Consider the following 22583-nt stretch of genomic DNA (forward strand, 5'->3'; position numbering starts at 1 on the left):
CTCTGCTGTTCTTACGCAGAATTATTAAACTTAATAAACTTTAAACAGCTTCATTAAATAATATTAACAGCTCAAATGAAAATTTAATTTATATTAGTCAATATCTTATGTTGAAGTTGTAATCACTAAAGTCATACTTATTAAGATTATATACATCAGTAACTTTAATGTTGGAGCCACTTGGAAACCGATTATTAATTTGAAAAGATCCATTGTTTACAGTATGTATGCCATAGCAAGAATGAAGGCTATCTCCTGTGATATAAGTCAACAGCTACTTGAGTTCGATTCCTCGCTGAGGCTACAGATATTAAATATAACCCTATGTAAAACACATGATTACATGGGGTTATTATTTTGCTTCGTACATATTTACATACAAACTTTCTAGGATATTGTTTTAGGGTGTGGCTATTCTACTTAATAATGTTTTATTAGCAGTTAGTATATCTATGTCCTCTACATAAGAATCGTTACCATGGATTACCATTCTATAACCTTTCTTTTTAGCTAATCTATAGTTATAATGATCATTAAAGTCTAAACTTTGTGGTGGTGACTTAATGTACTTTGTTAATAAAGTTTGCACAATCTTAGTTATTAGCAGTGATATAGACTTTGAAATATTAATTTTAGGTTTTAGACTCAAATAATTTAAATTTTTACTACTTCAATTTTTTTGATTCATTGTTAAAAAGGAGCTGAAAATGCCCTTCTTTTTAAATATCATAATGAATCCTTTTGTTTAATACAAAAGACGATGAGAAATTTACCGATGACGTTTAAACCATAGGTAGGCTGAATAGAGTATAACTTATAGCATCTATTAGAATCAAATATTAATTAATACAACATAGTAGAAATAGCATTAAACAGCCGCTTCAGCAGACTTTATTATGGGCTGCTTTATCTAAAGTTCAGTTTATTTACAGTTTAAGTAATACACAGTGCCCACCATAAATCCACCGTTAAGGTATCTCTGTGAATGGCCGTTCAGTAACAATTCACGATTGTAGCTACCCTTCTCCTGCCGGGCCATCACTTCTAAGAGCCAGGCTTTGCCCAACCGATAATTGATACCCAAAGCCCAGTGATAAGCCTGCAAACCTGAAATAAAGGGGACTTCTTGGTCATTTCTAGGTATATTGTTTTTTACCCTGCCCAGGGAGTATCCGCCTTCTGCAATTATTCCGAACCGCTGCACCGGTATCATATACCTGGCAAATACACCAGTCAGTTGCTCTCGGTTGTAATAGGTGTCGTCAAAGTCAATGCCTCTGCCACTCTGGTAGTTGTAACTGAGGCTGGCACCCAGGGCAAAGCGGTTGAAGAGGTGGTAGCCTCCTTTTATATGGGTGCGTATGTTTAGCGGATGGCTGGTAGAGCCAGGTGGCGAAGGAAAGGTTCTTTTGGTCAACAAAGGATCGGCATAAGCAGCCAGTAGAATATTGCCTTTTTTATTTTGGCTGTAGGCACCAAAGGATAAAGAAACACTTGCCACAACAAGGAACAGCACAACGAAAGTTTTCATAAGTATAGTGGAATAGGTAAAGATTTAAACATATTGCATACATGTTTTCTAGCTATTAAATCAACCCAAGGAAACCATTTATGCCTTTATCGTAAAATTTGTATCCACCCTTTGTAGGTCTTTTGCAAGCGGGCAGCATAGAAGGAGTAATAATACATACCTGCAGGTAAATTGTTACCATTCCAATCGCCCGTATAATTACTTTGGTCGTATACCTGGGTACCCCACCGGTTATATACAGCTAGTTGATTATTGTTGAAGAGTTCCAGGTAGGTTATCTCAAATGTGTCATTTGCCCCATCACCATTGGGGGTGAACACATTCGGTACATATGGTTCATAAGTAAATTCCAGATCAACTTCATTCGACCAGGACACATACCCGCCGGATGGAGCAACAGCTTTGATTCGGTAATGATGTACAAAGCCTTCTGAACCAGCTTCCGTTTTATACGTACCAATAGTTGAATGATAGGCATCGATCTTTGTATAGGTTGTTTCCTCATCCAGCCTCCGCCAAACTTCGTACCTTATATTTTCCTCTTGCCATCCTACATAGGTGGTCCACTGCAAATACAATTCTTTCTTTTCATCTTCCGCCTGGCCTTCCAACAGAATAGTCGTATGTACAGGGCTTTCTACAGGTTCCCCGCAAAGATTCATCGCCGCTAATTTGTACTCATACCTTTGCTCATCGGTGAGCAGGCCTTTGTCCCTGAATACTTGTTCAGCAGCCGTTACCTCTCCTGCTTTCACCCAGCTGTCAGTGCCGTATGTCCTTCTGTAGACAGATACAGGGTTAGACACCCGTATAAATTTGTTAGCATCCCAACTTACAATAATATCTGTGTCTTTATCTATGACTGTGCTTACACTGTTTATTGTAACTGCTGTAGTATCTTTAAAAACACGTACGGAAAGGGTATCGGAGTTGCCGAAACAAATCGTATCTACCGTAATGCTTTTCTCCTGCAACCATACCTTGTGTAAGCCTGTATCATGCCAGGAAACATTCACCTGATGACTACCCTGCCCGCTGGTGATCACTCCTCCGCTGATGCCCCAGGTGTAAAGGGAGCCGGTGGTACGGGAAATCCTATAGCGGATATTCTCACGGGTATTTACACATATGGAATCCGGCCCCTGAGGTGTTTCTGTTTGTAGCGCTACCTGTATGTATATCGGCAACCGGCTTTTATCGCATCGGCAGCCGTAGCTATTGAGAGGTACTACACTAACAGAAGCGGCAGGATTAGTAGGCCCCCAGTTAACAGTGATGATATGCGTACCTTGTCCGGAGGCAATTTGACCGCCTTCTACCTCCCATTGATAGCTGTAGCCGGGAATTTTTTCCACTTCATACTCCACCACTTCTACCCCAGGGCATACCGAGCGGCTGCCGGTAAGGGGCAGTGGGGCAGGCCGGGGATATACTATTACTTGCACCGTATCACAGCGGCTGCAGAGAGCATTACTTGCCTTGAGCAGGTACGTGAGCGTATCAGGCTCTTGGGATTGGTTAATGTAGCTGAAAACAGGATTGGCAATAGTGGTGCTACTCAGGTGTGCGGCAGGCTCCCATTGATAGTGGATGCTCTCATCCGGCTCTGCACCCAGGGTAACTGTCTCTCCACTACACAGGGTTTTATCCGGCCCGGCACTTCCATACAGCTCCAGTGTATCATTTCGGTAAAAGTAATTGCCCGGGAAGTTAGGCAGGACTACTGATACACCCCTGCCTGCCAGATAAACGGCATCTTTTCTGAACCCACTGGCAGTTCCCACTTTATTGGGAAAGTCTAGCACGGACAAATAGTTTCTAATGGTAGAATTGGGGGCAGTTGTATTCTGCGGAAAATAGATTTTCCCGTCAGGTGCCAATTGTGGCGCATAGACATTTTCCCCTACTCGTATCCTGGAATCCGCAATGCTTGCTTCATCCGGCAAAGTAAGATTATATTGATATAATAGCTCTCCTTCATCGGTGGTATAGAGCAGGCGGCCATCGGGAGAAAACTCTGCGGCAGGAAAAAATCTACCCATGTAGGTGCCGATAAACTGGGTGCGGCTGATATGGCCGGTAAGTGCATCGAAATCGGCAATGCCAAATACCTGGCCCTTGCTCTGGTGTGTACCGGCAAAAGCCAGCCGGTTACCGGCAGGTGAAAGCTTCAGGTACATAATCTCCTTGATACCGGGCAGCAGGGAAAGGGTAGGGTTGCTTATCCCACCATTGCTTACCGCATAGGCATATACACTGCCGGAGCCATCCTGCTTATCGGCTATCACCCAGAAGTAGTCGTTTTTGCTGCAGCCGCAACTGCCGGTAGCAGTTAAATTTTCACCGCCAGGCGCAAAAAGCAATTTGTTTTTTTCCACTACCTCTCCCAGGCCTCCCTGTCTGCTCATATCGATCAGCGAGTAGCGTACACCATTTCTATTCCCATAATTTTCATAGGCATCGCTGGTAAACAGGTAGTATTGCTGCCCGTTACCAAGCCTAGGCACAATCACAATACCTTGGTAAGCAGACCAGTGCCCCATAATGCCGGTGCCATTGGCCATTACTTGGTGATTTTTGTTCCATACTGTATCATCAGCGGCATAAAAAAGCAGGTTGCCATCTTTATCCGATATAGCGGAGCTTCCTGCATATACGCTTACCTGTCCATTGGTCAGAGCTTGCGGTGGATTTGTATCGAAGCTGATACCGGCTTTAGACCCGAAATACCAGGTATTGGCTTCTTTCTGTGCATAGGAGGGATAAAGGTGCAATAAACTGATCATCAGTAACCGGAAGACTTTACTAATCTTCACATACTTACCATCATTCATTCTTCAATAATTAGGTATTTTAGCTTTGCCTATAGTAAGATACTGCCATCTGATGAAAATTACCAGATGGCAGTACAAAAATTTACCTTTTCACCAATATCCTTTTGCGGATAATAGCCTCCCCAATAACTATATGCAAATAATATTGATCCCCTTTTAAATCACTTACATTAATGATTATTTTTTTCTCTTTGGTTTTCGGTTTTACTTTCTTATGGATTCTATTTGTTTCATCAAGCATATCTACAGAACTTACATCTCTACTTAAACATGAAAAAGATATAGATGAAATAAAACAAAAGCTTTCTTTAAAATGATTTATATCTCAGCCGTAGCTGTAAACTGTAGTAGCTGCTATTTTTTTCTTACAGGTCTGATTAACCTGACAATTTTTTATTCTGTTCGCAAAAGCTTTGCCGACCTTGCAAAGGTAATTCTTCCCAACGGTTCTCCACAATGGCTGAACCTTTCACTTGTTATCTTCTCTAGCTAATTCAACTAAAATAAACGCTACTCGCATTAACTTCTACTTTGACTAGTTATTAAATTATAAACAAATGGAAGTTTTGGGCTGATTTACAATTATGGGACAAAAGCGTATACAGAAGATTAGTAAAATCTTTTGTTTATAAACAGGGCATTTACACTCGTATTTGCCTTGTTTTTTCCTCTATAGAAGGGGCAAGAGGGGAAAAAATAAATATTTCTTTCTCTTTTCTAAATTAGGAGTTGATTGAGTCAGCTGTTTTTTGTAGCAAGTAGCTTTTTTTCTCCGGGTCCAGTGTTCTTCTTAATTAAAACTTTCAAGCAAAAAAACTATATAGGTAGATTTCTTATCAGCCGTACCCATATAATGATTCCTAATTTTCCTGTGCGATTGTTTTTTCTAACCGATCATCAAAAGTCGAATGTTTGTTTCTCGCCATTAATGTATAAATCAAAGACTTGAGAAGTAACCTGTTTATAAGCTGCCTGATATTCCCAGCATTCAATAAGGGTAGTGGATTCAAACAGCTCTGATAGCAATAGTTGACTTTTGATATGGGTTAAGTCAAACTCATGGAAATCAATAATAGGTTGTGGATGAGATAAATTAATTGTTTCTTGAGCCGGTGGCTGCCGGTTGGCATAAAGTTTACAATAAAGATACATGCCTTCCTGTTGATGCCATTTAAAGCAATAAATACGATTCATCACTCAATACTATTTTATTTTATAAAGTTATTTTGTCTGTCCCTTGACTAATGGCTGAAATAGCTTAGTGAATTTCCTGTGCTTTCCACTAAGACAGCGATCAGGGCAGCATTGTTTGACAGCAAAGCAAGCAGTTGATAAAAACCACCTTGTAACTACTTATTTGTTTAGTAACACATTAAAGGGCTAGCTAATTCAAATAGTTAGTCAGATATAATCTTTCCAAGTGCTTGAGTAAAGCAAGACAGCTTTTTACTTAACTATACGTATGAAGCTGAAATTTAAGCTTAAATATAGTATTAAATGCAACATTTTATAACTATATGAATGGTGAATTATTTAGTAACTAATTCAGTTATTGCTCTGAAAATATTTTAGAAAAGTAACAACCCCCAAATCCTTTTTAACTTAATATGTCTAGTGAAGGATGGAGAAAATTAGCTACATCAAGTTTAAGCTATGAAGCTCAGCTAGATGTTGAACAGAGAATAACCGTTCTGCTAAATAAATTTTCAGATCATCTTCAAACCAAAACGAAAGAACAGCTGCTAGACATACGTATAGATCTTATGCAACGCTATCACGAGCAGTATTTAGACAATCAGATGGGTATATTGTGTTTACAGATGATTCAGGTAGTAGACAAGCAGCTTAGAAAGTTGAATGGCGGGTAAATAAATTGCTGTTTGTAGCTAATGGGTAGCTAACTTTGGCTATTGCTCTTCTTTGTTGTTTATCTGACTGAAGATAAGCTAAGAAAATCCCCTATATCTAGTATAGATGTATAGGGGATTGCTACTACAAATTTCTGATTGCCGTTTGCTTAAGTATTTAACGGCTCTACTTTTCTATTGTTTGTGTAATCAACGTTTTTATGGAAGACCAAATTAAATTTTATGAGCAAATGCTTCAGTATCAACAGCAATTAAGAGAGGCTGTAAAAAAAGATCAGATGGCTACTATTCGTTTACTAACTAACATTGATGAGCAAATTAGCATCTTAAATGATTTGGTGGTAGAACTTAGAGCCTTGAACAAATAAAAGCATAAGAAAAGTGAATTTATTTTTACTACTCTACTTTAGTGAAGCCCTTAGCTAAAGCATGAGTTTGCATAGTAGTGCCTTAGATAAAAGAAAGCATAAACGGACAGTAGCTATATAGTATCCATAGATAAATGGCTGATCAAAGTAGTAACAAATTGGCTTTTCACAGTATATTCAATGAGAAGACCATGCAGGTGGAACAAATATTTTTAGTAAGTCTAAGCCAATTTGCCCAAATAATTGAAAATAAAACGGAACAGAATTAGAGAATATAAAATTACAAGTTCTGGTAGCTTATCAAAAGCAGTATCCGGATAAGAACATTAAATCGCTTTGCCTGCAGATGATTCAGTTAATAGAGGAACAAGTTGGAAAGTTACAGGACAAGTAAAAAAACTACAGCGTAAAAATTAAAGAGGTCAGAATCCACTATTGAACTCTATTTTTACCTAAATTTGCTTTAATTTCCCTGACTAGCAGGCACACCTATCAGTTAAAAAGGATTTTGTACATTATTCTTTAGTTAAGTTATTGTTATTTCAAACAATGATCTATATTTCTATAATATTCGTATGCAAAAACTTAACTGCGTCTTACTCATTGATGATGATAGGGTAACAAATTATCTTCATCAGCTAATTATTAGCGATTTACAGATAGCAAATCACATCCATTGTTGCACCAGCGCAGAGGAAGCCCTCCTTTTTTTAGAGCAATCGGGTAAAGAAGGCTTTTTCCCTGAGCTTATTTTGCTGGATCGCAGAATGCTTACCATGGACGGCTTTGAGTTCTTAGAGGCTTACATAGAAAAAGAGTTTCATAAAAACTATGCTGCTATCATCACCATGCTCACTATTTATATGAATTCATCTGATCTAGCTTATCTTCAACATATAGGGTTTGTTAATTATATAGCTAAACCGTTAACAGAGGCGAATCTTTTAACATTAGTAAAAGCTTACCAGAATAGACAAGATCAACTCCCTACTACTATTTAAATTGGGCTACACTGCCGGTTCTAATAGATAGGAAATGGATGATGTATATTATTGTCCTTGTTTGGAGAGAAACTAAACTCAAGGAATGAACTCTTACAATTCTTGTATTATCTACATTTTTTCTTTCTTCATCCTAAAGGGGAAACTATTGATCGAAAAAGGGAAAAGTGAATAGAAAAGCTGTTTATATTACATTTATAAATCAGCACAGCTATGGAAAAAGAACAATTTACTATGCAAGATTGGCTATCACAGTTAGACTTAACCAGTACTTGTTTAAAAAAACAGATTGATTTGATTAAAGAGGATATGGAGGGTCTAGATCAGTTTATGGCAGAACATAGAAAATTAACTCAAGAGCGATCCAGTCTATACTTTCAACAGCCCAATACCAATAGTTACTAAATTTCATTTATTGCCTGCCTCCTTTCACAACGTACAGTTGTTATTTAGTAGACTCATTTAGAACTTTCCTTCTAAGAACCGATTTGAGCATTCTTCTCTTGAAATGTTTTAATCCATAATTTGCTATTGCCAGTATTCCAGATTTATGGAGACTGCCGAATTTCATCCAGGAATCTACTTTGCCTGTTTAATTATTCTTTTATATGAATGAAAGGCAGTTCTTTATTGTCATTTGCCCCTCTTGCCCCTCATTCTGGCCTATTAAAACGCTGAATGAAATGAAAATAATCTTTGTAAAACTAAAACATCCGTATATCAAGGAAAAAAAAGAATTTAATTCAGAGATTGAAAAAACTAATTTCAAAATATTTAATTATGCAAGAAACATTCTGATAATGGTTAGAAGTTTATAAAATAACATTCATCAATATAAATTGCTGATCAATCTGAATCTTTAATACATGAAATGAGGTAAAAAATCAACCATTGAAGTGAAACTTATTAATATGTTTGTGCAAACTTTTTAGCAAAAAATAATTTTTGACCGTATTAAATTGTGCAAACTTTTCAGCAAACCTGTGCAAACTTTATTAACAAAGCACAGTACATCAACGGATACACCCACCAGCAGACAGCTCAAGCCCTGCAGTTGCCACTAGGTACAGTGAAAAGCCGTATAAAAGCTGCCTTAAAGATTTTAAAAAGCAAGGTAATCTGAGCCTACCCGTATTTGATAAAGACACTTGCAAACATTATCAGAGAACTTATAGAATAAACACTCTTTCTGATAAGGACCCGAACAGATTCATGAGGGTGAATTCCTACATTAAATTAGTTGGATTGTCATAATCATGAATCTGTTTTAAAAGTTACAGTTTTTTCCTAACAGTCAAATTTGGGACTATCCCCTTTTAATGAATTACGAGCACAGTGAATTGATGGAGATGGTAACGCCAATTTTCACGTTGAATCTATTGATGATACGTTTTATGTATTGGGAGCAGGTTACTCCTCATAGGTTTATCGTACAATCGCTCTCAAATGAATGTCCACTTTTCTTGTGAAAAGTCCATGTATTACTTTCTAAGGCTATTATTTTAAGAAACACAGGTATGATCTTGGGCAGTATCTCCCGCCCAATATTTATGATAAACTTCCATCACCGTTTCTTTAGATAAAGGTTTTGTAGTAAATTCCTGTACGCCTAATTCTTGAAATTTTTTTATATCTTCTGCTTTGGTATGAATACCTAATAAAATAAACACTACTTCCTTTCTGTTAATAAAATCATTCGCCTGTAGGGATTTGATAAGCTCCATCCCATCCATTACAGGCATCTGGTGATCAAAGATAATTAATTCCGGACATATCCGACTCGTAGATTCACAGTGCTCAAGTAGGTACGCTAAGGCTATCTTCCCATTACTTGCTATATGTATAGTTTCTGCAATAGCTAATTCCTGTAAAATAATTTTGTTGAGATAATTATTTACCTGATCATCATCAACAAGCAGAATGGTTTTTAATTTTTTCACAGCTAAGCAGTCAAAAATGCTAAATTAATAAATGGACAAACTATAAAATTAACACTATTTCGGGATAGATGATACAAGATTTTTGTCTTATATTTAATTTTTTTATTCAATTTAAAAGCTTTGCAAGGATTCCACCAATGACTATACGTAAAGACAAATCCCTCTCCCCTCAACCACTTGATAGCTTACCTAAATCAGCAACCGGCATCGAAGGACTGGATGAAATTACCCAAGGAGGTTTTCCCAAAGGCCGTCCAACACTGATTTGTGGGAGCGCTGGCTGTGGCAAAACACTTATGGCCATGGAATTTCTTGTCAATGGAATTATAGCGTTTAATGAACCTGGGGTATTTATGGCTTTTGAAGAAACCGCTGATGAACTCACTACGAATGTAGCTTCCTTAGGTTTTGACCTCAAACAGCTTACGGATCAAAATAAATTAAAAATCGATTATGTCTATGTAGAGCGCAGTGAAATTGAAGAAACCGGTGAATATGACCTGGAAGGACTTTTTATCCGCTTAGCCTATGCTATTGATTCAATTGGAGCCAAACGGGTGGTGCTGGATACCATCGAATCTTTATTTTCCGGTCTGTCTAATCCTTCTATCTTACGGGCAGAAATCCGCAGGTTATTCCGCTTTTTGAAAGAAAAAGGGGTAACAACCATCATCACCGGTGAAAGAGGTGATGCCACGCTCACTCGTCAAGGCCTCGAAGAATATGTATCGGACTGTGTGATTTTACTTGATCACCGCATCATCAATCAGATCTCCACCAGGCGGCTGCGGATCGTAAAGTACCGGGGGACTACTCATGGCACCAATGAGTATCCTTTCCTGATTGATGAAGAGGGCATTTCTGTTTTACCAGTTACCTCGTTAGGCTTAGATCATGAGGTATCTAACAAAATTATCTCATCTGGTGTAGAAGGACTCGATGAGATGTTAGGAATGGGGGGATTTTATGAAGGTAGTACCATACTAATTACCGGTACAGCCGGTACAGCCAAAACCACTTTTGTTTCTTCGTTTGCCAACAAAGTTTGTCAAGAAAATAAACGCTGCTTATTTTTTGCTTTTGAAGAATCCGAAAAGCAACTATTGCGCAACATGAAGCAGATAGGTCTGAATCTGGAACCACATATCACAAAAGGTCTGTTAAAAATTCATGCTTCCCGGCCAACGCTTCATGGGCTGGAAATGCACCTGGTAACCATCCATAAATTAATTAAAGCTTTTAAACCCGATGTAGTCATTATTGATCCGATGAGTAATTTAATTTCTATAGGAGGAATCAATGAAGTGCGAGGTATGCTCACGCGTTTGATTGATTTTCTGAAAGTGAATAAAATCACAGCCATGCTGACTGCCCTAACCATTCCAACAGGCAATAGCTTAGAGCTTACCGAAGAAGGCATATCCTCTCTGGTAGATACCTGGATCCTGGTAAGAGACGTAGAAGGATTAGGCGAGCGAAACCGGGGCTTATTTGTTATCAAAGCACGGGGTATGCAGCATTCCAACCAGGTCAGAGAATTTATAATCACGCAGCAGGGAATTAACTTACTAGATGTAAACATTGGTCCAACCGGTATACTGACAGGGTCAGCCAGGCTCGCTTATCAGATGCAGCAGAAACAGACGGCTATTACTAAACAAAATGAGTTAGAGAAAAAAGACCGAGAGTTAGCCCGTAAGCGTAAAATCCTGGAATCTTCTATTGATAATATGCGCACTGAGTTTGAATCTTTAGAGGAAGAACTCCGGCAAATCTCCACAGCCCAGCAAACGGCCTCTTCTACACCCGATTTAACACTTGCCCAGCCAAAGAAGAAAGCGGCCACCCCCAAAAAATCAAAAGATACCTAATTTACCTTTGAAATCAATCCCCTATGACCAATACCATGGAGCCAACAGAAGAAATGTGGAAATTACGCTTATACATAGCCGGGCAAACGCCTAAATCCGTAACAGCCTTAGCTAACTTGAAAAAATATTGTGAACAGTACTTAAAAGGTCGCTATCAGTTAGAAGTGATCGATTTGCTTAAAAATCCTCAACTGGCAGAAGGAGATCAAATTCTTGCCATCCCTACCCTTGTCAGAAAGGTGCCTGTGCCCATGCGCAAGATCATTGGTGATCTTTCCAATCAAGAAAGAGTCCTGGTGGGGTTGGATATCCGGCCGATTGACAAAAAGATTACCTAATGGAAAACGAAGATAAACAAGAAGAGGCGTTTGATGCCTTTGCGCAAACCGGGTCAGCGCAGGTCTATCTCCTGCGTCTGTACATTACCGGGATGACTCCTAATTCAAAAAGAGCCGTAGAAAATGTAAAAAGAATTTGTGAACAGCATCTAAAAGGCCGCTATGAGCTGGAGGTGATCGATATTTATCAGCAACCCACCCTGGCTCAAGGCGAGCAGATTATTGCCGCCCCTACCTTGATCAAAAAATTACCTCATCCCTTGCGCAGATTAATTGGGGATATGTCCAATACAGAAAAAGTATTGCTGGGCCTTGATTTACGGCCTAAATAAGCTTTCCACACGTAAACAGATGTTTCTGTGCTAGCTGTTAAAAATTCCTTATGTCAAATACTCATTTTACCTTGCAAGAGAAACAAACGCTCGAAGCTGAAGTTAAACGCCTGCAGAGCAGGCTTCAACAAGTGGAAGAAAATTTAGAGGCAAGTGAGCAAAAAAGGCAGGAATCTGAGGAAATTATTGAAGCCATACGCACTGGCGCGGTAGATGCCCTGACAATTGGCGGGGAAGCGGGACCACAGATATTCACCTTACAGGGGGCGGATCATACTTACCGGATACTGATTGAAGAGATGAATGAAGGGGCACTTACACTCAATGAACAAGCCTTGATTCTCTACAGCAATGCCTGTTTTGCCCAATTGGTAGGTCTGCCACTAGAAAGGGTGATTAGCTGCTCGTTCTATGATTTTTTGCTCCCTGAAGATCATGCCCGGTTTGGTTTACTCTTTAAGCAAAGCTGGTCGCTAGCAGGCAAAGGAGAATTTGTGCTGAAGGCAGCAGGGAATACTTTACCCATTTCGCTTTCTATGAACGCCTTGACGATCAGTACCCCCCCGGCAGTAGGCATGGTGCTAACCAATCTTTCGGCAGAAAAGCAGATTCTAGCAGTAGAATCGCAGGTAGAAGCACAAAACAAAATTATTTCCGGCAAAGAAGCTGAGTTAGTCAAGGCTAAACAAAGAGAGCAGGAAGCTGAACAGTTCCGGATAGTATTAGAAAATATCCCGCAGATCGCCTGGACCAATCTGCCCTCGGGTGAGTTTATCTTTTATAACAGTCGCTGGTATACCTATACCGGCTTAACCGTTGAGCAAACAAAAGGATGGGGATGGCAAAGCGTGGTGCATGTAGCGGATCTAGCTTTTACCCTGGATGCGTATAGACAAGCGCTTGCTAGAGAAGAGGAATTTGTAGTGGAAAACCGCTACAAACGAGGCTCAGATGGCACCTATCATTGGCACCTGACCCGGGCTTTGCCTGTTCGCAACCAGGAAGGCCAGATTACCCTTTGGGTAGGCACGGCGACCAATATTCACGAGCAGAAACTCTCCGAGCAAGCCAATCAAAAATTAGGCGAGGAATTGGCCGCTAGCAATGAAGAATTGCAAGCGGCCAATGAGGAAATCTTAGCGACAAACGAAGAATTAGCCCAATCCAATAAACAACTTTTGGTCACCAATGCGGACTTAGATACGTTCATCTACACAGCTTCCCACGATCTGAAAGCCCCTATCTCTAATATTGAAGCCTTACTGCAAGCCCTCTTGCGCAACCTTTCCTCCGAAAGCCTCTCCTCTAAACGTGTGCAGCAGATCACTGCTTTAATGCAAGAGTCGGTAGAACGTTTTAAAAAAACCATTGGTAATCTAACGGAAGTAGTCAAACTACAGAAAGAAAACAGCAAGGAATTGATTTGGATAGACCTTTCCAAGGTAATCCGGGAGGTGAGCTTAGATTTAGAACCGTTGATAGTAGAGACGCAGGCAAAAATTGAAGTAGAGATAGCGAATTGTCCTTTCATTCATTTTTCAGAGAAAAATCTGCGCTCAGTCGTATATAATCTGCTTTCAAACGCCATCAAATACCGTTCCCTGGAGCGGGTGCCGCAGATAACCATCTCCTGCGAGGATGTACCTTCCTACCACGTACTTACCTTTAGGGATAACGGCCTGGGCATGGAAAGCAAACCTATGAGTGGGCTCTTTACCATGTTCAAGCGCTTCCATGATCATGTAGAGGGCACCGGCATAGGGTTATATATGATCAAAAAGATGGTGGAGAATGCCGGAGGCAAAATTGAAGTAGAAAGTAAACTAGATGTTGGCTCAACTTTTAAGGTATATTTCCCTAATTAAATGATAGTGGGTATCTTTAGTGTCTTTGAAGCTAAATCCTGTTTTTATGAAAAAGTTCTCTTGCATTTTGTTAGTGGATGATGACAAGGCCACTAATTTTGCCAATAGGCTGCTCTTAGAAGATATGGATGTGACAGAGAAGATCATGGTAGCTTTAAATGGAAAAGAAGCCATCGAGATCATTGGGAAAGCGTGCCTGACAGGTAGTTGCCCGGAACTGATTTTGCTCGATGTGAACATGCCGGTGATGAATGGGTTTGAATTCTTGGAAGCCTATTCAAAACTAGACATTGCGCAGAAACAATCCGTTGTCATCCTCATGCTGACTACTTCGCTTAATCCCAAAGATGTAGATCGATTAAAACAAGCACCTATTCAGGGTTTTCTCAACAAACCCTTAACTGAGCAAATGGTGAGCGAATTGCTGCAGAAATACATCAAAAATAGCAGACAGTAGGGGCAGGCTTCTTATTTTTTGCACAAAGGCTAACAAGAAAAACGCCAGTTGACCTATCTTGAGGGGTTAAGGCATCGAGTTACTAGAAAGGGGAAGTTATTTTAACTCTCTAAAAGTATTACCTTTGGTATAAGTAGTTGTCATATTTTTGAAAATCCAAAGTATAATACTGATGAAACTGCTAAGCTCTACCTTACTTATCTTTCTGACTTTATTTGCGCTGCCCTCTGTAACAGTACAGGCACAAAAGACTGACTCAAAAGCCAAACAGTCAAATACAGAGCAAACAGGAGTTGACCTTTCCTATATCCAATCACAACTCACTAAGGAGGAATACAAAGAGTTTCAAAACTGGGTAGCTTTAGGTGTAGGTGGTTTGCCACACACCTTGGAGGGGTTTCGTACCCTGCAAAGTCTGAATAAAAAACTCAAAGATCCGCTGGATATATCCCACCTTGCCTCCAAAATGGGCAAGCCTGGGGATGTACAGACGCTCAAGAATTTACCCAATCGAAGTGGCAAGAGACCTACTATTGCTCCTTTTGCCATCCCACATCGGCAGACAGATCAGCATAACAGTGATTTGATACGGCAACAGCAAAAAACTATTTTTGAGCAGATAGTAGCTCAAAACAAAGGCTTGGTTCGTTTCCAAAGGAGCTTCTTTGAAAAGCATAATGAAGCTGTTTTTGTAAATGATAGTACAAAGGGCAATCAGCGTGTGGTGCCCACCACCCATGGAGAAGTAGGACATATGCATCCAAGTGATGGGTCGATGCATTTTAGCTTAAGCCCTTCTGATACCAAGGAGGTGTTAGCCAAAGGATGGGGTGAATTGCATGGGCTAGCCGGGCAGGAATACAAAGAAAATGCAGTCTTACCTGCCACCTATATGATGGTGTATTCGCCTAGAACAAAAGATGAATTAGCCGTGGTCAAACAAATTTTACAGGCGGCTATCCGCTATTCTTCCCTTCAAGCCAACGGCTCTACTGATACTAAATAGGATGTTGTTTCTACGATAAGTTTTATAAATGAATAAGGGTTACTCCTGTTTCACAATAGTTGTAGTTAAAATAACTTCCCCTTTCGGTTAACTAAAACATATAGGTGCTAAATTAATCTTTTTCCATTCTCCACTTTTAAAGGGAGGTCCAAAAAGGATTTATCTAAAAAAGTAGACGATAAGTTAAGCACCAATGCTATAAGCTAAATCTTACATTCAGTTTTAATAAAGAGTGGTAGGTAAGTGAGCTCCTCGTTTCCTTTTTCTACTTTTTCCGGCAAATTCACTTGAAAACTGGCTGATTTTGTGTAAACATGTAATTAATGTGCCTTAAGGATTTTGATAGGATTACTCTTTGATACTTCTAAAGCTTTGCTACCAATGGTAAGTAAAACTATGATAGTTGCTAGTAGCGCATTTAACACAAAGAGCCACCAATAGATTTCAACACGGTAAGCGAATTGTTCCAGGTAGCGGTTAATCAAATACCAAGCAATAGGGGAAGCAATCAAAGTGGCTATTCCAACCATTTTTATAAAGTCCAGCGAAAGCATGATCATAATTTGCCCACTGCTGGCACCAAGGATTTTGCGCACACTTATTTCTTTCCCTCGTTGGACTGCCACTAGCGAAATAAGTCCATACCAACCCACTGAACTCAAAAGGATAGCAACGATGACACTTAAGTAGATTAATTTACTGATTATCTGTTCTGTTTGGTAAGCACTTGTCAACTCATCTGATAAGAAGGTGTAATCAAAAACATTTGTGGGATAAATATTCTTCCATTCTGTTTGTATGTGTTTGATGGCCTCAGAGATATGGCCTGGTTTTACTTTGATGGCTACTTTACTGTAAAGAGCCCTATGAGTAGTAATCAGTAGTGGTTCTTTTGGTGCATATAAATTACTAGAATGAAAATCTTTGACTACCCCTACTACTCTGCCAGGATTCGGAGAAAGTTCGCCTGCTACTAGCGTTTTACCTAAGATATCCTCAGGGTCCTGAATACCAAGCTTTGAAAGCAATTGTTGGTTTACGACAAATTCTCTCACCGTATCGCTCCTGGATACATTTTTTCCCGCAATTAGCTCAAGACCGAAGGTGTTCAAATAATGTATATCTGCCGGCCTGGACCTTACAGCGAAGTCCTCCCAGTCGCCATTGTTATACCGGATGCTCCCTCCCCCACCTTCGCTTGAAGGAGGCCGTGAACAAAAGCTGAGCGTGAGAATGTGGGGGCTTGTCAGTAATTGATTCCGCAAATATTCTGTACTGGCTTTATCTTGATCCGGTACAGGTACCATAATAATCTGGTCTTTATCAAAACCAAGGTTAGTAGTTCTCAGGAAATTATATTGCATGGAAATGATCAGGGTACAAATAATCAATATCTGGGCAAAGGTATTCTGAGTGGCGATCAAAAACTTACGTACCGTGGAGGCCGTCTGAGCTTTGGCAAGTTGATTTTTTAGGGCACGTACTGGCTGTAGGCTACTTAGCACAATGGCGGGATAAAAACCTGCGCAACAAATGATGACAATGATAAAGACTAGTAGGAAGAAGATTAGGTCTTTATCTGCTAGAATATTTACTTTCATCCTGATGTTGAGCCAACTATTTACATAGGGAACAAGCAGGTAGGTGAACTGGAGAGCCACTAGAAAACCAAAAAGCGTGATGATAGCTGTTTCAGTCATATGTTGCAAAAAAATGGCTAATTTTGAACTGCCCATTACTTTTCGCATTCCGATTTCTTTGGATCTGAGTGCACTCTGGGCAGTCGCTAGGTTAATATAATTTACACTTACAATTACCATTAGCAATAATCCCACAAACCCAAGAGCAGTAAGCATGAACCGTTGAATCACGCCCCCATAGCGTGTATCGAAATGCACTTCTGAGAGCGGTTGAAAACGAAACCGGTAGTTATCAGCAAATTCCTTCAAATGCTTACTAGCAAGATGAGAAAGATTTTCACTGGCCTGACTTAAAGATGCCTCTTGTTTTAATAGCACAAATAAATAAGTGGAAGAAGATACCCAATCCCACTGGCTGGTCATCGGATTATATATATCAGGGTAAATATTTTTGAAGGAGGCAAACGAGATAAACATCTCAGCTTTGATGTCTGTTTTAGCGGGGGGATTTTCTACTACACCGATGATCGTTACTATATGCTCATTATCAAGTTTGATCAGCTTTCCCACAGGATCGGTCCTTTCGAAATATTTCTCTGCAAGGTTTTGTGTGATCACTGCCGTATTGGGTTTACTTAAGGCAGCCATATTGCCTGCTAACCAAGTATAGCTGAATAAGTGGAACCACTCTTGGTTGACAAAAGCTATATTTTTATCTTCTAAGAAAAGTTTAGAAGGAAGTGTACCCTCTGCATGGATACCAACGGTGAATGAGCGCTTTCCAAGTAGGAGAGCATAGTTTTCCACTTGGGGCAAAGCAGCCTGCAAATGTTCTCCTAATACAATAGGTGCACCTGGATCAAACTCAACATTTCCATCAGGAAGATGTAAATTTGTGACTACACGGTACAGGCGTTGGGAATGAGGATGATATTGATCAAAACTGAGGTGATAGGCGATAAACTGATACAAAATGATTATCACTGCTATTCCAATAGAAAACCCAAAAATATTTATTGCGGCATAGCGCTTATACCTCCATAATTGTCTCCAGGCAATCCTAATACTATTTTTCAGCATAAGTGAAATGAGTACTTTGATGTTAAATAATTTTTTTGAATAATGCTATTTTTGTATGAAAGCAGGTTTGTAAAAATTCTTATTTATTCTCATCCATCGTCCTATCATTTTTCACAAAGGAAATATTCTCTGCTTCTGTGCTATATTCCACTAACTAATAAGTAGATAATGAAAAAGCATAGTCTAAGTAAAAGTTGTATAATGAAAATTTCATCTGATGAAGTTTACACTACCCTTAAACTAGGATAATGCCAATAGTGCAAGCAGTTGTATTTCAATAGCATAGCAAAAGCTGTACTTTACAATAGATTATTTCTGTTTCAATATGACACAAATAGGTGTATCATTTTGAAACAAAGTTTATTTCGATTTTTTGTAAAGGCCTTACTTTAGCAAAATACTATTTAAGCTCTTACGATATCATGATTGATGTTTAAATAACAGTCCACTTTTTTGTATTAAGTTTAGTTTGGTTTTCCCTCAAAAAATGGACACTAAATTAAGAACTGATGGGATATACCAGAGTTGATAAGCTGAGTCACAAGAAAGGGGTAGTTAATTTTACTGCCTTTTTACAATAGCACTAGCTAAAGTTCTAATTGAATCATAATTTTTCCTGACTTGTTTTCCATTTTTAGTGATCTTAGCGTTATGCAATCATTGAGCCACTGGCTCAAAGGACCAAGTGGGAGGCCTAACTTCTGTTTTGTTGTGGCCAACATATCTAATAAAAAGAAGATAATGGGTGCTCAACATAAGTTGATGAGTTCAATCTCTGATAAGAGAAGAATTCTTGAAATATTGGCTGTAGTGATTACTGGTGTGGGCAAATTCATCTTTATGGATTGGTTGAACTGGAAACTGTTATTCATTCTTGTAGCCATTTGCGCATGGACCTCCTATATTGCCGTCCGCCATCATCAAAATAAGGAAATATTGAGGTACTGGGGATTCAGAACAGATAACTTAAAAACAGTTATGGTGAAGGTGTTACCATTTGGTGTCTTATCTGTGCTTACCTTCTTTGTGCTAGGATATGTTCAAAGCACCATCCATCTAAGCTGGCATATGCTGCCTATTCTGATCATTTATCCCATTTGGGGAACCCTTCAACAATTCCTGCTGATAGGCTTAGTGGCAGGTAATTGCCAAGATTTACGGAAATATGCTCTGCCTAAATGGGGTATCCTCATCGTCTCTGCCCTTCTATTTGCCGGAGTACACTACCCCCATTATTGGTTGGTCATAGCTACTTTCTTGCTTGCCCTCTTTTATGGATCTATTTATTTGCAAGCACGAAATGTATTTGTATTAGGTTTATTCCACGGCTGGCTTGGTGGGCTTTTCTTCTATACAGTGGTGAACCGGGACCCTTTTCTAGAAGTTTTCGGTAAACTACTCTACTGATAGTTAATAGATCATCAACTATGATAAGGAGTCACAATAGAAGCTATCAAGAACTAGGCAATGATCTTTGTTGATAGACTTGTTAAATAGCATTAATTAGCACAAATGCTGGAAAGGAGTTTATCAGTAACTTTTAAATGCAAAAAGATATTGGGTCTACTCACAAAGCTTCATCTAACTGATGTTCTTAACCTAGCCTATAGGCAGCTATTTCATGTAGGAGAGTGGTAACTTTGCAATCATCTATGCCAGTTTCAGCAAAGGGGAGTTATTATAACTACCTTTTTAATTCAACAACTACTATAAATTGGGCGCCAAGGGAAATAAAAATATGCATGTTAACTCTCTATTTTTCCTTTCTAAGCCCATCTTTCTATCTCCTTTTCAGATCTGTTTATTAATTTTTTCGTGCTCTCTAACAGTAGTCTTATTCAACAAAGACTCACCTACACAGTGAACTAGGTAGCAATGAGCTAACTAGTTTTACCTTTTCTCTGTCCCCTTGCTAAGATTTAAAATTAGTGATACCTTACTAAAAAACACTGTTTTGGTATGTTCAAACTCTCAATCTTCTCCTCTTTCTCTTTCCTACTCTTGCTCCTAACTATAATCAGCTGTAATCCTATTAAAGAACTTATCCATGGCCCTACCTTTGACCTTGTTCCTAAAATTACCCCTAAGCCAGGCAGAATCTATCCTAATATCATAGACTCTCAGTTAGGCAACCGGGTAGACTCGCTCATCCTGGTCTTGCATTTTGAGGATGGAGATGGGGACTTAGGCTTGAGCTCAGATGATCGGGAAACCAATCCACACTTTCGGCAATATAATCCGGATGGCAGCGAGAACAAATATTGGTACAACTATTTTGCCAAAGCCTACCGGAAAGTGAATGGACAATTTGTAGAAGTGATTATCGGTGCAAAATCGGTTACCTATTCAGGGGCTTTTCCTCCCTTGAAAGCCGATGGAAAACCCGGGCCCATTGAAGGAGATCTGGAGTACAGCATTTATTATCCGCTGAAAAGTACCCCTGCCAATGATACAGTCCGGTTTGAGATTCAACTAGTAGACCGTGCCCTCAACGAAAGCAACATCATTCTTACTGAACCTATGATCGTTAATCGAAAGTAACTTTAATCTGATAAATTAGTTATTTTGGGCTCGTGCAGGGGCAGTTATCTTAACTCTCTGGGTTTGATTCAACCCATTCTTAGCCTTTGATAAGCCCAATTTTTGAAGAGAAGTTGAAAACAGCATTAGATAGGATTTCTATGCCATCAGCATAGAGAGCATAATTATTCTAATGTAAAGGTTTGTATACTATCAGCCACTAATTTACTTACAAAATTTATTCTCTATGAGAAAAAAAATGTGGATGTTGGGCCTGTTACTCGGCTTTAGCTGGCAACTATTGGCGCAAGAAAAAGAAGAAAATAGTAGAGAAGTAGAGAGATATACCTGGGATATTGGCACAGATCTGCTATTTCTGATTAACAAAAATGTCGTTCCTCCTTCTGTGTTTATCAGGTGGAACAGAGAAAAAGACAATAAATTATCTGCTTACAGATTCAGGTTAGGAGCAGATTTTGCCCAGCATTTGAATCCATACAAGATTGATACAAGCTGGGCAGGTAACGGTATTAAAAAAACGGGATTTACGCTTTTTAGCAGTGTAGGCAAAGAGTGGCAAAAGCAATTTAACCAGTTTCAGTTATTTTATGGTGCTGATCTGTTCCTACAATATTCTTATGAGGTATATGAAACTGCCATTTTATTTGGGGAAGATTTTTATCCCAGATACAGAAACCTCACTACCGGTATTTCTCCGTTTGTGGGCATGAAGTTTTTTATTCATTCTCGCATATCCCTATCAGCCGAAGCTCATGCAAATATAGCTTATAACAGCATGGCCATGGATTTATTTGATGCCGCAGCAAATCCTCCGACAAATAATAAAACCACTGCAAATTTTTTTCAGGTACGCTTTAATCAACCCCTGTATGTATTTCAAATAAGTTATCATTTCTAACCCATTCACATTACTAAAAAAGGGTCAATTCCTGAAATAAAGTAATAGAACATAAATAAGTTGTAAGAAGAAAGACAGGTCTGCCTCTCTGTTAGTTTTCTTTTGAAAGTAGTATATCTTTGTCCGATCACAATAATTTGTTTTAATGAAAGCTTTTTATAATCTGCAGCGTTTCTGGCCTCACTTACTAGTTTTACTTACTTTCCTACTTATTACCTTTATTTATTTTTCTCCTGTAATTGAAGGGAAAACCCTTGTTCAACCTGATATTGTCCGGGCTAAAGGAGCAGCCACTGAAATTAATAAATATCATGAGAAGACCGGCAAGTGGCCGATGTGGACCAATAGCATGTTTGGAGGCATGCCCTCTGTGCTGGTGGGAACAGATTACCCCAATAGCTGGGGCACCAGGCTAGGTAGGTTTTACATTCAGATATTGCCTGAGCCAGCTAGCTTTGTGTTTCTGTACCTGATTGGATTCTATATTTTGCTCATAGCTTTAGGTTCTAATTATTGGCTAGCCTTTTTAGGCGCTATTGCCTTCGCCTTTGGTTCCTATAACTTTCTCAATATTGTTGCTGGACATAATTCTAAAGTCATTGCTATTGGCTACTTGCCTCCAATTATCGCAGGCGTGATACTTGCTTTTAAAGGCCGCTATTGGCTTGGTGGAGCTTTGATGGGCCTGTTTCTGTCTCTGCACCTGTATGGCAATCATATCCAGATCACTTATTACCTGCTACTGACGCTGGCTATCTATGGCATTTATGAACTGGTATACGCCATCCGTGAAAAGCGGCTGAAGGGATATCTGAGGGCAGTAGGTGTATTAGTTATTTCTACCGCTTTGGCCTTTGGCTCTCATGCTTCCCGGCTGATGACAACAAGGGAATACTCAAAAGAGAGTAATCGGGGACAGTCTGAGCTAGTGAAAAATGATGGCCAAACTAATAAGGGGAGCATGGACCGCGACTATGCTTTTCATTGGAGTTATGGCAAGCTGGAGACATTGA

At 39.3% G+C, this 22583-nt stretch carries 18 protein-coding genes and 1 pseudogene; 14 read left to right on the top strand and 5 right to left on the bottom strand.

Going from position 1 to position 22583, the window contains the following annotated elements; genetic code table 11:
* Positions 1 to 922: 922 nt before the first annotated feature.
* The 3 genes from Q0590_RS33940 to Q0590_RS33950 all read right to left on the bottom strand — a co-directional run bounded on the left by Q0590_RS33940 (position 923) and on the right by Q0590_RS33950 (position 5559).
* Entirely contained in the window at positions 923 to 1531 is a 609-nt protein-coding gene (locus Q0590_RS33940; RefSeq protein WP_302042125.1) for a hypothetical protein, read from the bottom strand.
* Between the two features lie 86 nt (positions 1532 to 1617).
* Positions 1618 to 4365, bottom strand: a complete 2748-nt coding sequence (locus Q0590_RS33945; protein WP_302042126.1) for a T9SS type B sorting domain-containing protein — start codon at positions 4363 to 4365, stop codon at positions 1618 to 1620.
* An 897-nt stretch (positions 4366 to 5262) separates the two neighbouring features.
* Positions 5263 to 5559 (bottom strand): hypothetical protein, encoded by a 297-nt coding sequence (locus Q0590_RS33950; protein WP_302042127.1) that lies wholly within the window; start codon positions 5557 to 5559, stop codon positions 5263 to 5265.
* 874 nt (positions 5560 to 6433) lie between these two features.
* On the opposite strand from Q0590_RS33950, the gene Q0590_RS33955 reads away from it, so the two are divergent.
* The 4 genes from Q0590_RS33955 (at position 6434) to Q0590_RS33970 (ending at position 8725) form a co-directional block, all read left to right on the top strand.
* Positions 6434 to 6601 carry a hypothetical protein gene (locus tag Q0590_RS33955; protein ID WP_302042128.1) on the top strand — a complete coding sequence of 56 codons (168 nt, stop codon included), beginning with the start codon at positions 6434 to 6436 and terminating at the stop codon, positions 6599 to 6601.
* 575 nt (positions 6602 to 7176) lie between these two features.
* Positions 7177 to 7602, top strand: a complete 426-nt coding sequence (locus Q0590_RS33960) for a response regulator (protein ID WP_302042129.1) — start codon at positions 7177 to 7179, stop codon at positions 7600 to 7602.
* A 213-nt stretch (positions 7603 to 7815) separates the two neighbouring features.
* Entirely contained in the window at positions 7816 to 8007 is a 192-nt protein-coding gene (locus tag Q0590_RS33965; RefSeq protein ID WP_302042130.1) for a hypothetical protein, read from the top strand.
* 556 nt (positions 8008 to 8563) lie between these two features.
* Positions 8564 to 8725: an RNA polymerase sigma factor gene (locus Q0590_RS33970; RefSeq protein ID WP_302042131.1), complete on the top strand. Its 162-nt coding sequence runs from the start codon at positions 8564 to 8566 to the stop codon at positions 8723 to 8725.
* Between the two features lie 379 nt (positions 8726 to 9104).
* Here the strand turns inward: Q0590_RS33970 and Q0590_RS33975 are convergent, their stop codons facing one another.
* The gene (locus Q0590_RS33975) at positions 9105 to 9542 is read right to left on the bottom strand and encodes a response regulator (protein WP_302042132.1); all 438 of its coding nucleotides are present in this window, start codon (positions 9540 to 9542) and stop codon (positions 9105 to 9107) included.
* A gap of 137 nt (positions 9543 to 9679) precedes the next feature.
* Here Q0590_RS33975 and kaiC point away from each other — a divergent pair, with 137 nt between their 5' ends.
* The 6 genes from kaiC (at position 9680) to Q0590_RS34005 (ending at position 15411) form a co-directional block, all read left to right on the top strand.
* Positions 9680 to 11413: a circadian clock protein KaiC gene (gene kaiC / locus Q0590_RS33980; RefSeq protein WP_302042133.1), complete on the top strand. Its 1734-nt coding sequence runs from the start codon at positions 9680 to 9682 to the stop codon at positions 11411 to 11413.
* A 23-nt stretch (positions 11414 to 11436) separates the two neighbouring features.
* Entirely contained in the window at positions 11437 to 11751 is a 315-nt protein-coding gene (gene kaiB, locus Q0590_RS33985; protein WP_302042134.1) for a circadian clock protein KaiB, read from the top strand.
* Positions 11751 to 12083 carry a circadian clock KaiB family protein gene (locus Q0590_RS33990; RefSeq protein ID WP_302042135.1) on the top strand — a complete coding sequence of 111 codons (333 nt, stop codon included), beginning with the start codon at positions 11751 to 11753 and terminating at the stop codon, positions 12081 to 12083. The genes kaiB and Q0590_RS33990 overlap by 1 nt, the downstream gene beginning before the upstream one ends.
* Positions 12084 to 12133: 50 nt before the next feature.
* Positions 12134 to 13948 carry a sensor histidine kinase gene (locus tag Q0590_RS33995; RefSeq protein WP_302042136.1) on the top strand — a complete coding sequence of 605 codons (1815 nt, stop codon included), beginning with the start codon at positions 12134 to 12136 and terminating at the stop codon, positions 13946 to 13948.
* Between the two features lie 46 nt (positions 13949 to 13994).
* The gene (locus Q0590_RS34000) at positions 13995 to 14405 is read left to right on the top strand and encodes a response regulator (RefSeq protein WP_302042137.1); all 411 of its coding nucleotides are present in this window, start codon (positions 13995 to 13997) and stop codon (positions 14403 to 14405) included.
* A 172-nt stretch (positions 14406 to 14577) separates the two neighbouring features.
* A complete protein-coding gene (locus Q0590_RS34005) occupies positions 14578 to 15411 on the top strand; it encodes a luciferase domain-containing protein (protein WP_302042138.1) in 834 nt (277 codons plus the stop codon).
* Between the two features lie 320 nt (positions 15412 to 15731).
* Here the strand turns inward: Q0590_RS34005 and Q0590_RS34010 are convergent, their stop codons facing one another.
* Complete coding sequence (locus tag Q0590_RS34010; RefSeq protein ID WP_302042139.1) at positions 15732 to 18131, bottom strand: ABC transporter permease; 2400 nt, start codon at positions 18129 to 18131, stop codon at positions 15732 to 15734.
* Positions 18132 to 18842: 711 nt separating this feature from the next.
* On the opposite strand from Q0590_RS34010, the gene Q0590_RS34015 reads away from it, so the two are divergent.
* The 4 genes and pseudogenes from Q0590_RS34015 to Q0590_RS34030 all read left to right on the top strand — a co-directional run.
* Positions 18843 to 19538 carry a CPBP family glutamic-type intramembrane protease gene (locus Q0590_RS34015; protein ID WP_302042140.1) on the top strand — a complete coding sequence of 232 codons (696 nt, stop codon included), beginning with the start codon at positions 18843 to 18845 and terminating at the stop codon, positions 19536 to 19538.
* Positions 19539 to 20090: 552 nt separating this feature from the next.
* Positions 20091 to 20672: a hypothetical protein gene (locus Q0590_RS34020; RefSeq protein WP_302042141.1), complete on the top strand. Its 582-nt coding sequence runs from the start codon at positions 20091 to 20093 to the stop codon at positions 20670 to 20672.
* 226 nt (positions 20673 to 20898) lie between these two features.
* The gene (locus tag Q0590_RS34025; RefSeq protein ID WP_302042142.1) at positions 20899 to 21570 is read left to right on the top strand and encodes a hypothetical protein; all 672 of its coding nucleotides are present in this window, start codon (positions 20899 to 20901) and stop codon (positions 21568 to 21570) included.
* Positions 21571 to 21715: 145 nt separating this feature from the next.
* Positions 21716 to 22583: pseudogene (locus tag Q0590_RS34030) on the top strand (hypothetical protein); the annotation flags it as partial.

The sequence above is a fragment of the Rhodocytophaga aerolata genome (assembly GCF_030503435.1).
GTDB lineage: Bacteria > Bacteroidota > Bacteroidia > Cytophagales > 172606-1 > Rhodocytophaga > Rhodocytophaga aerolata.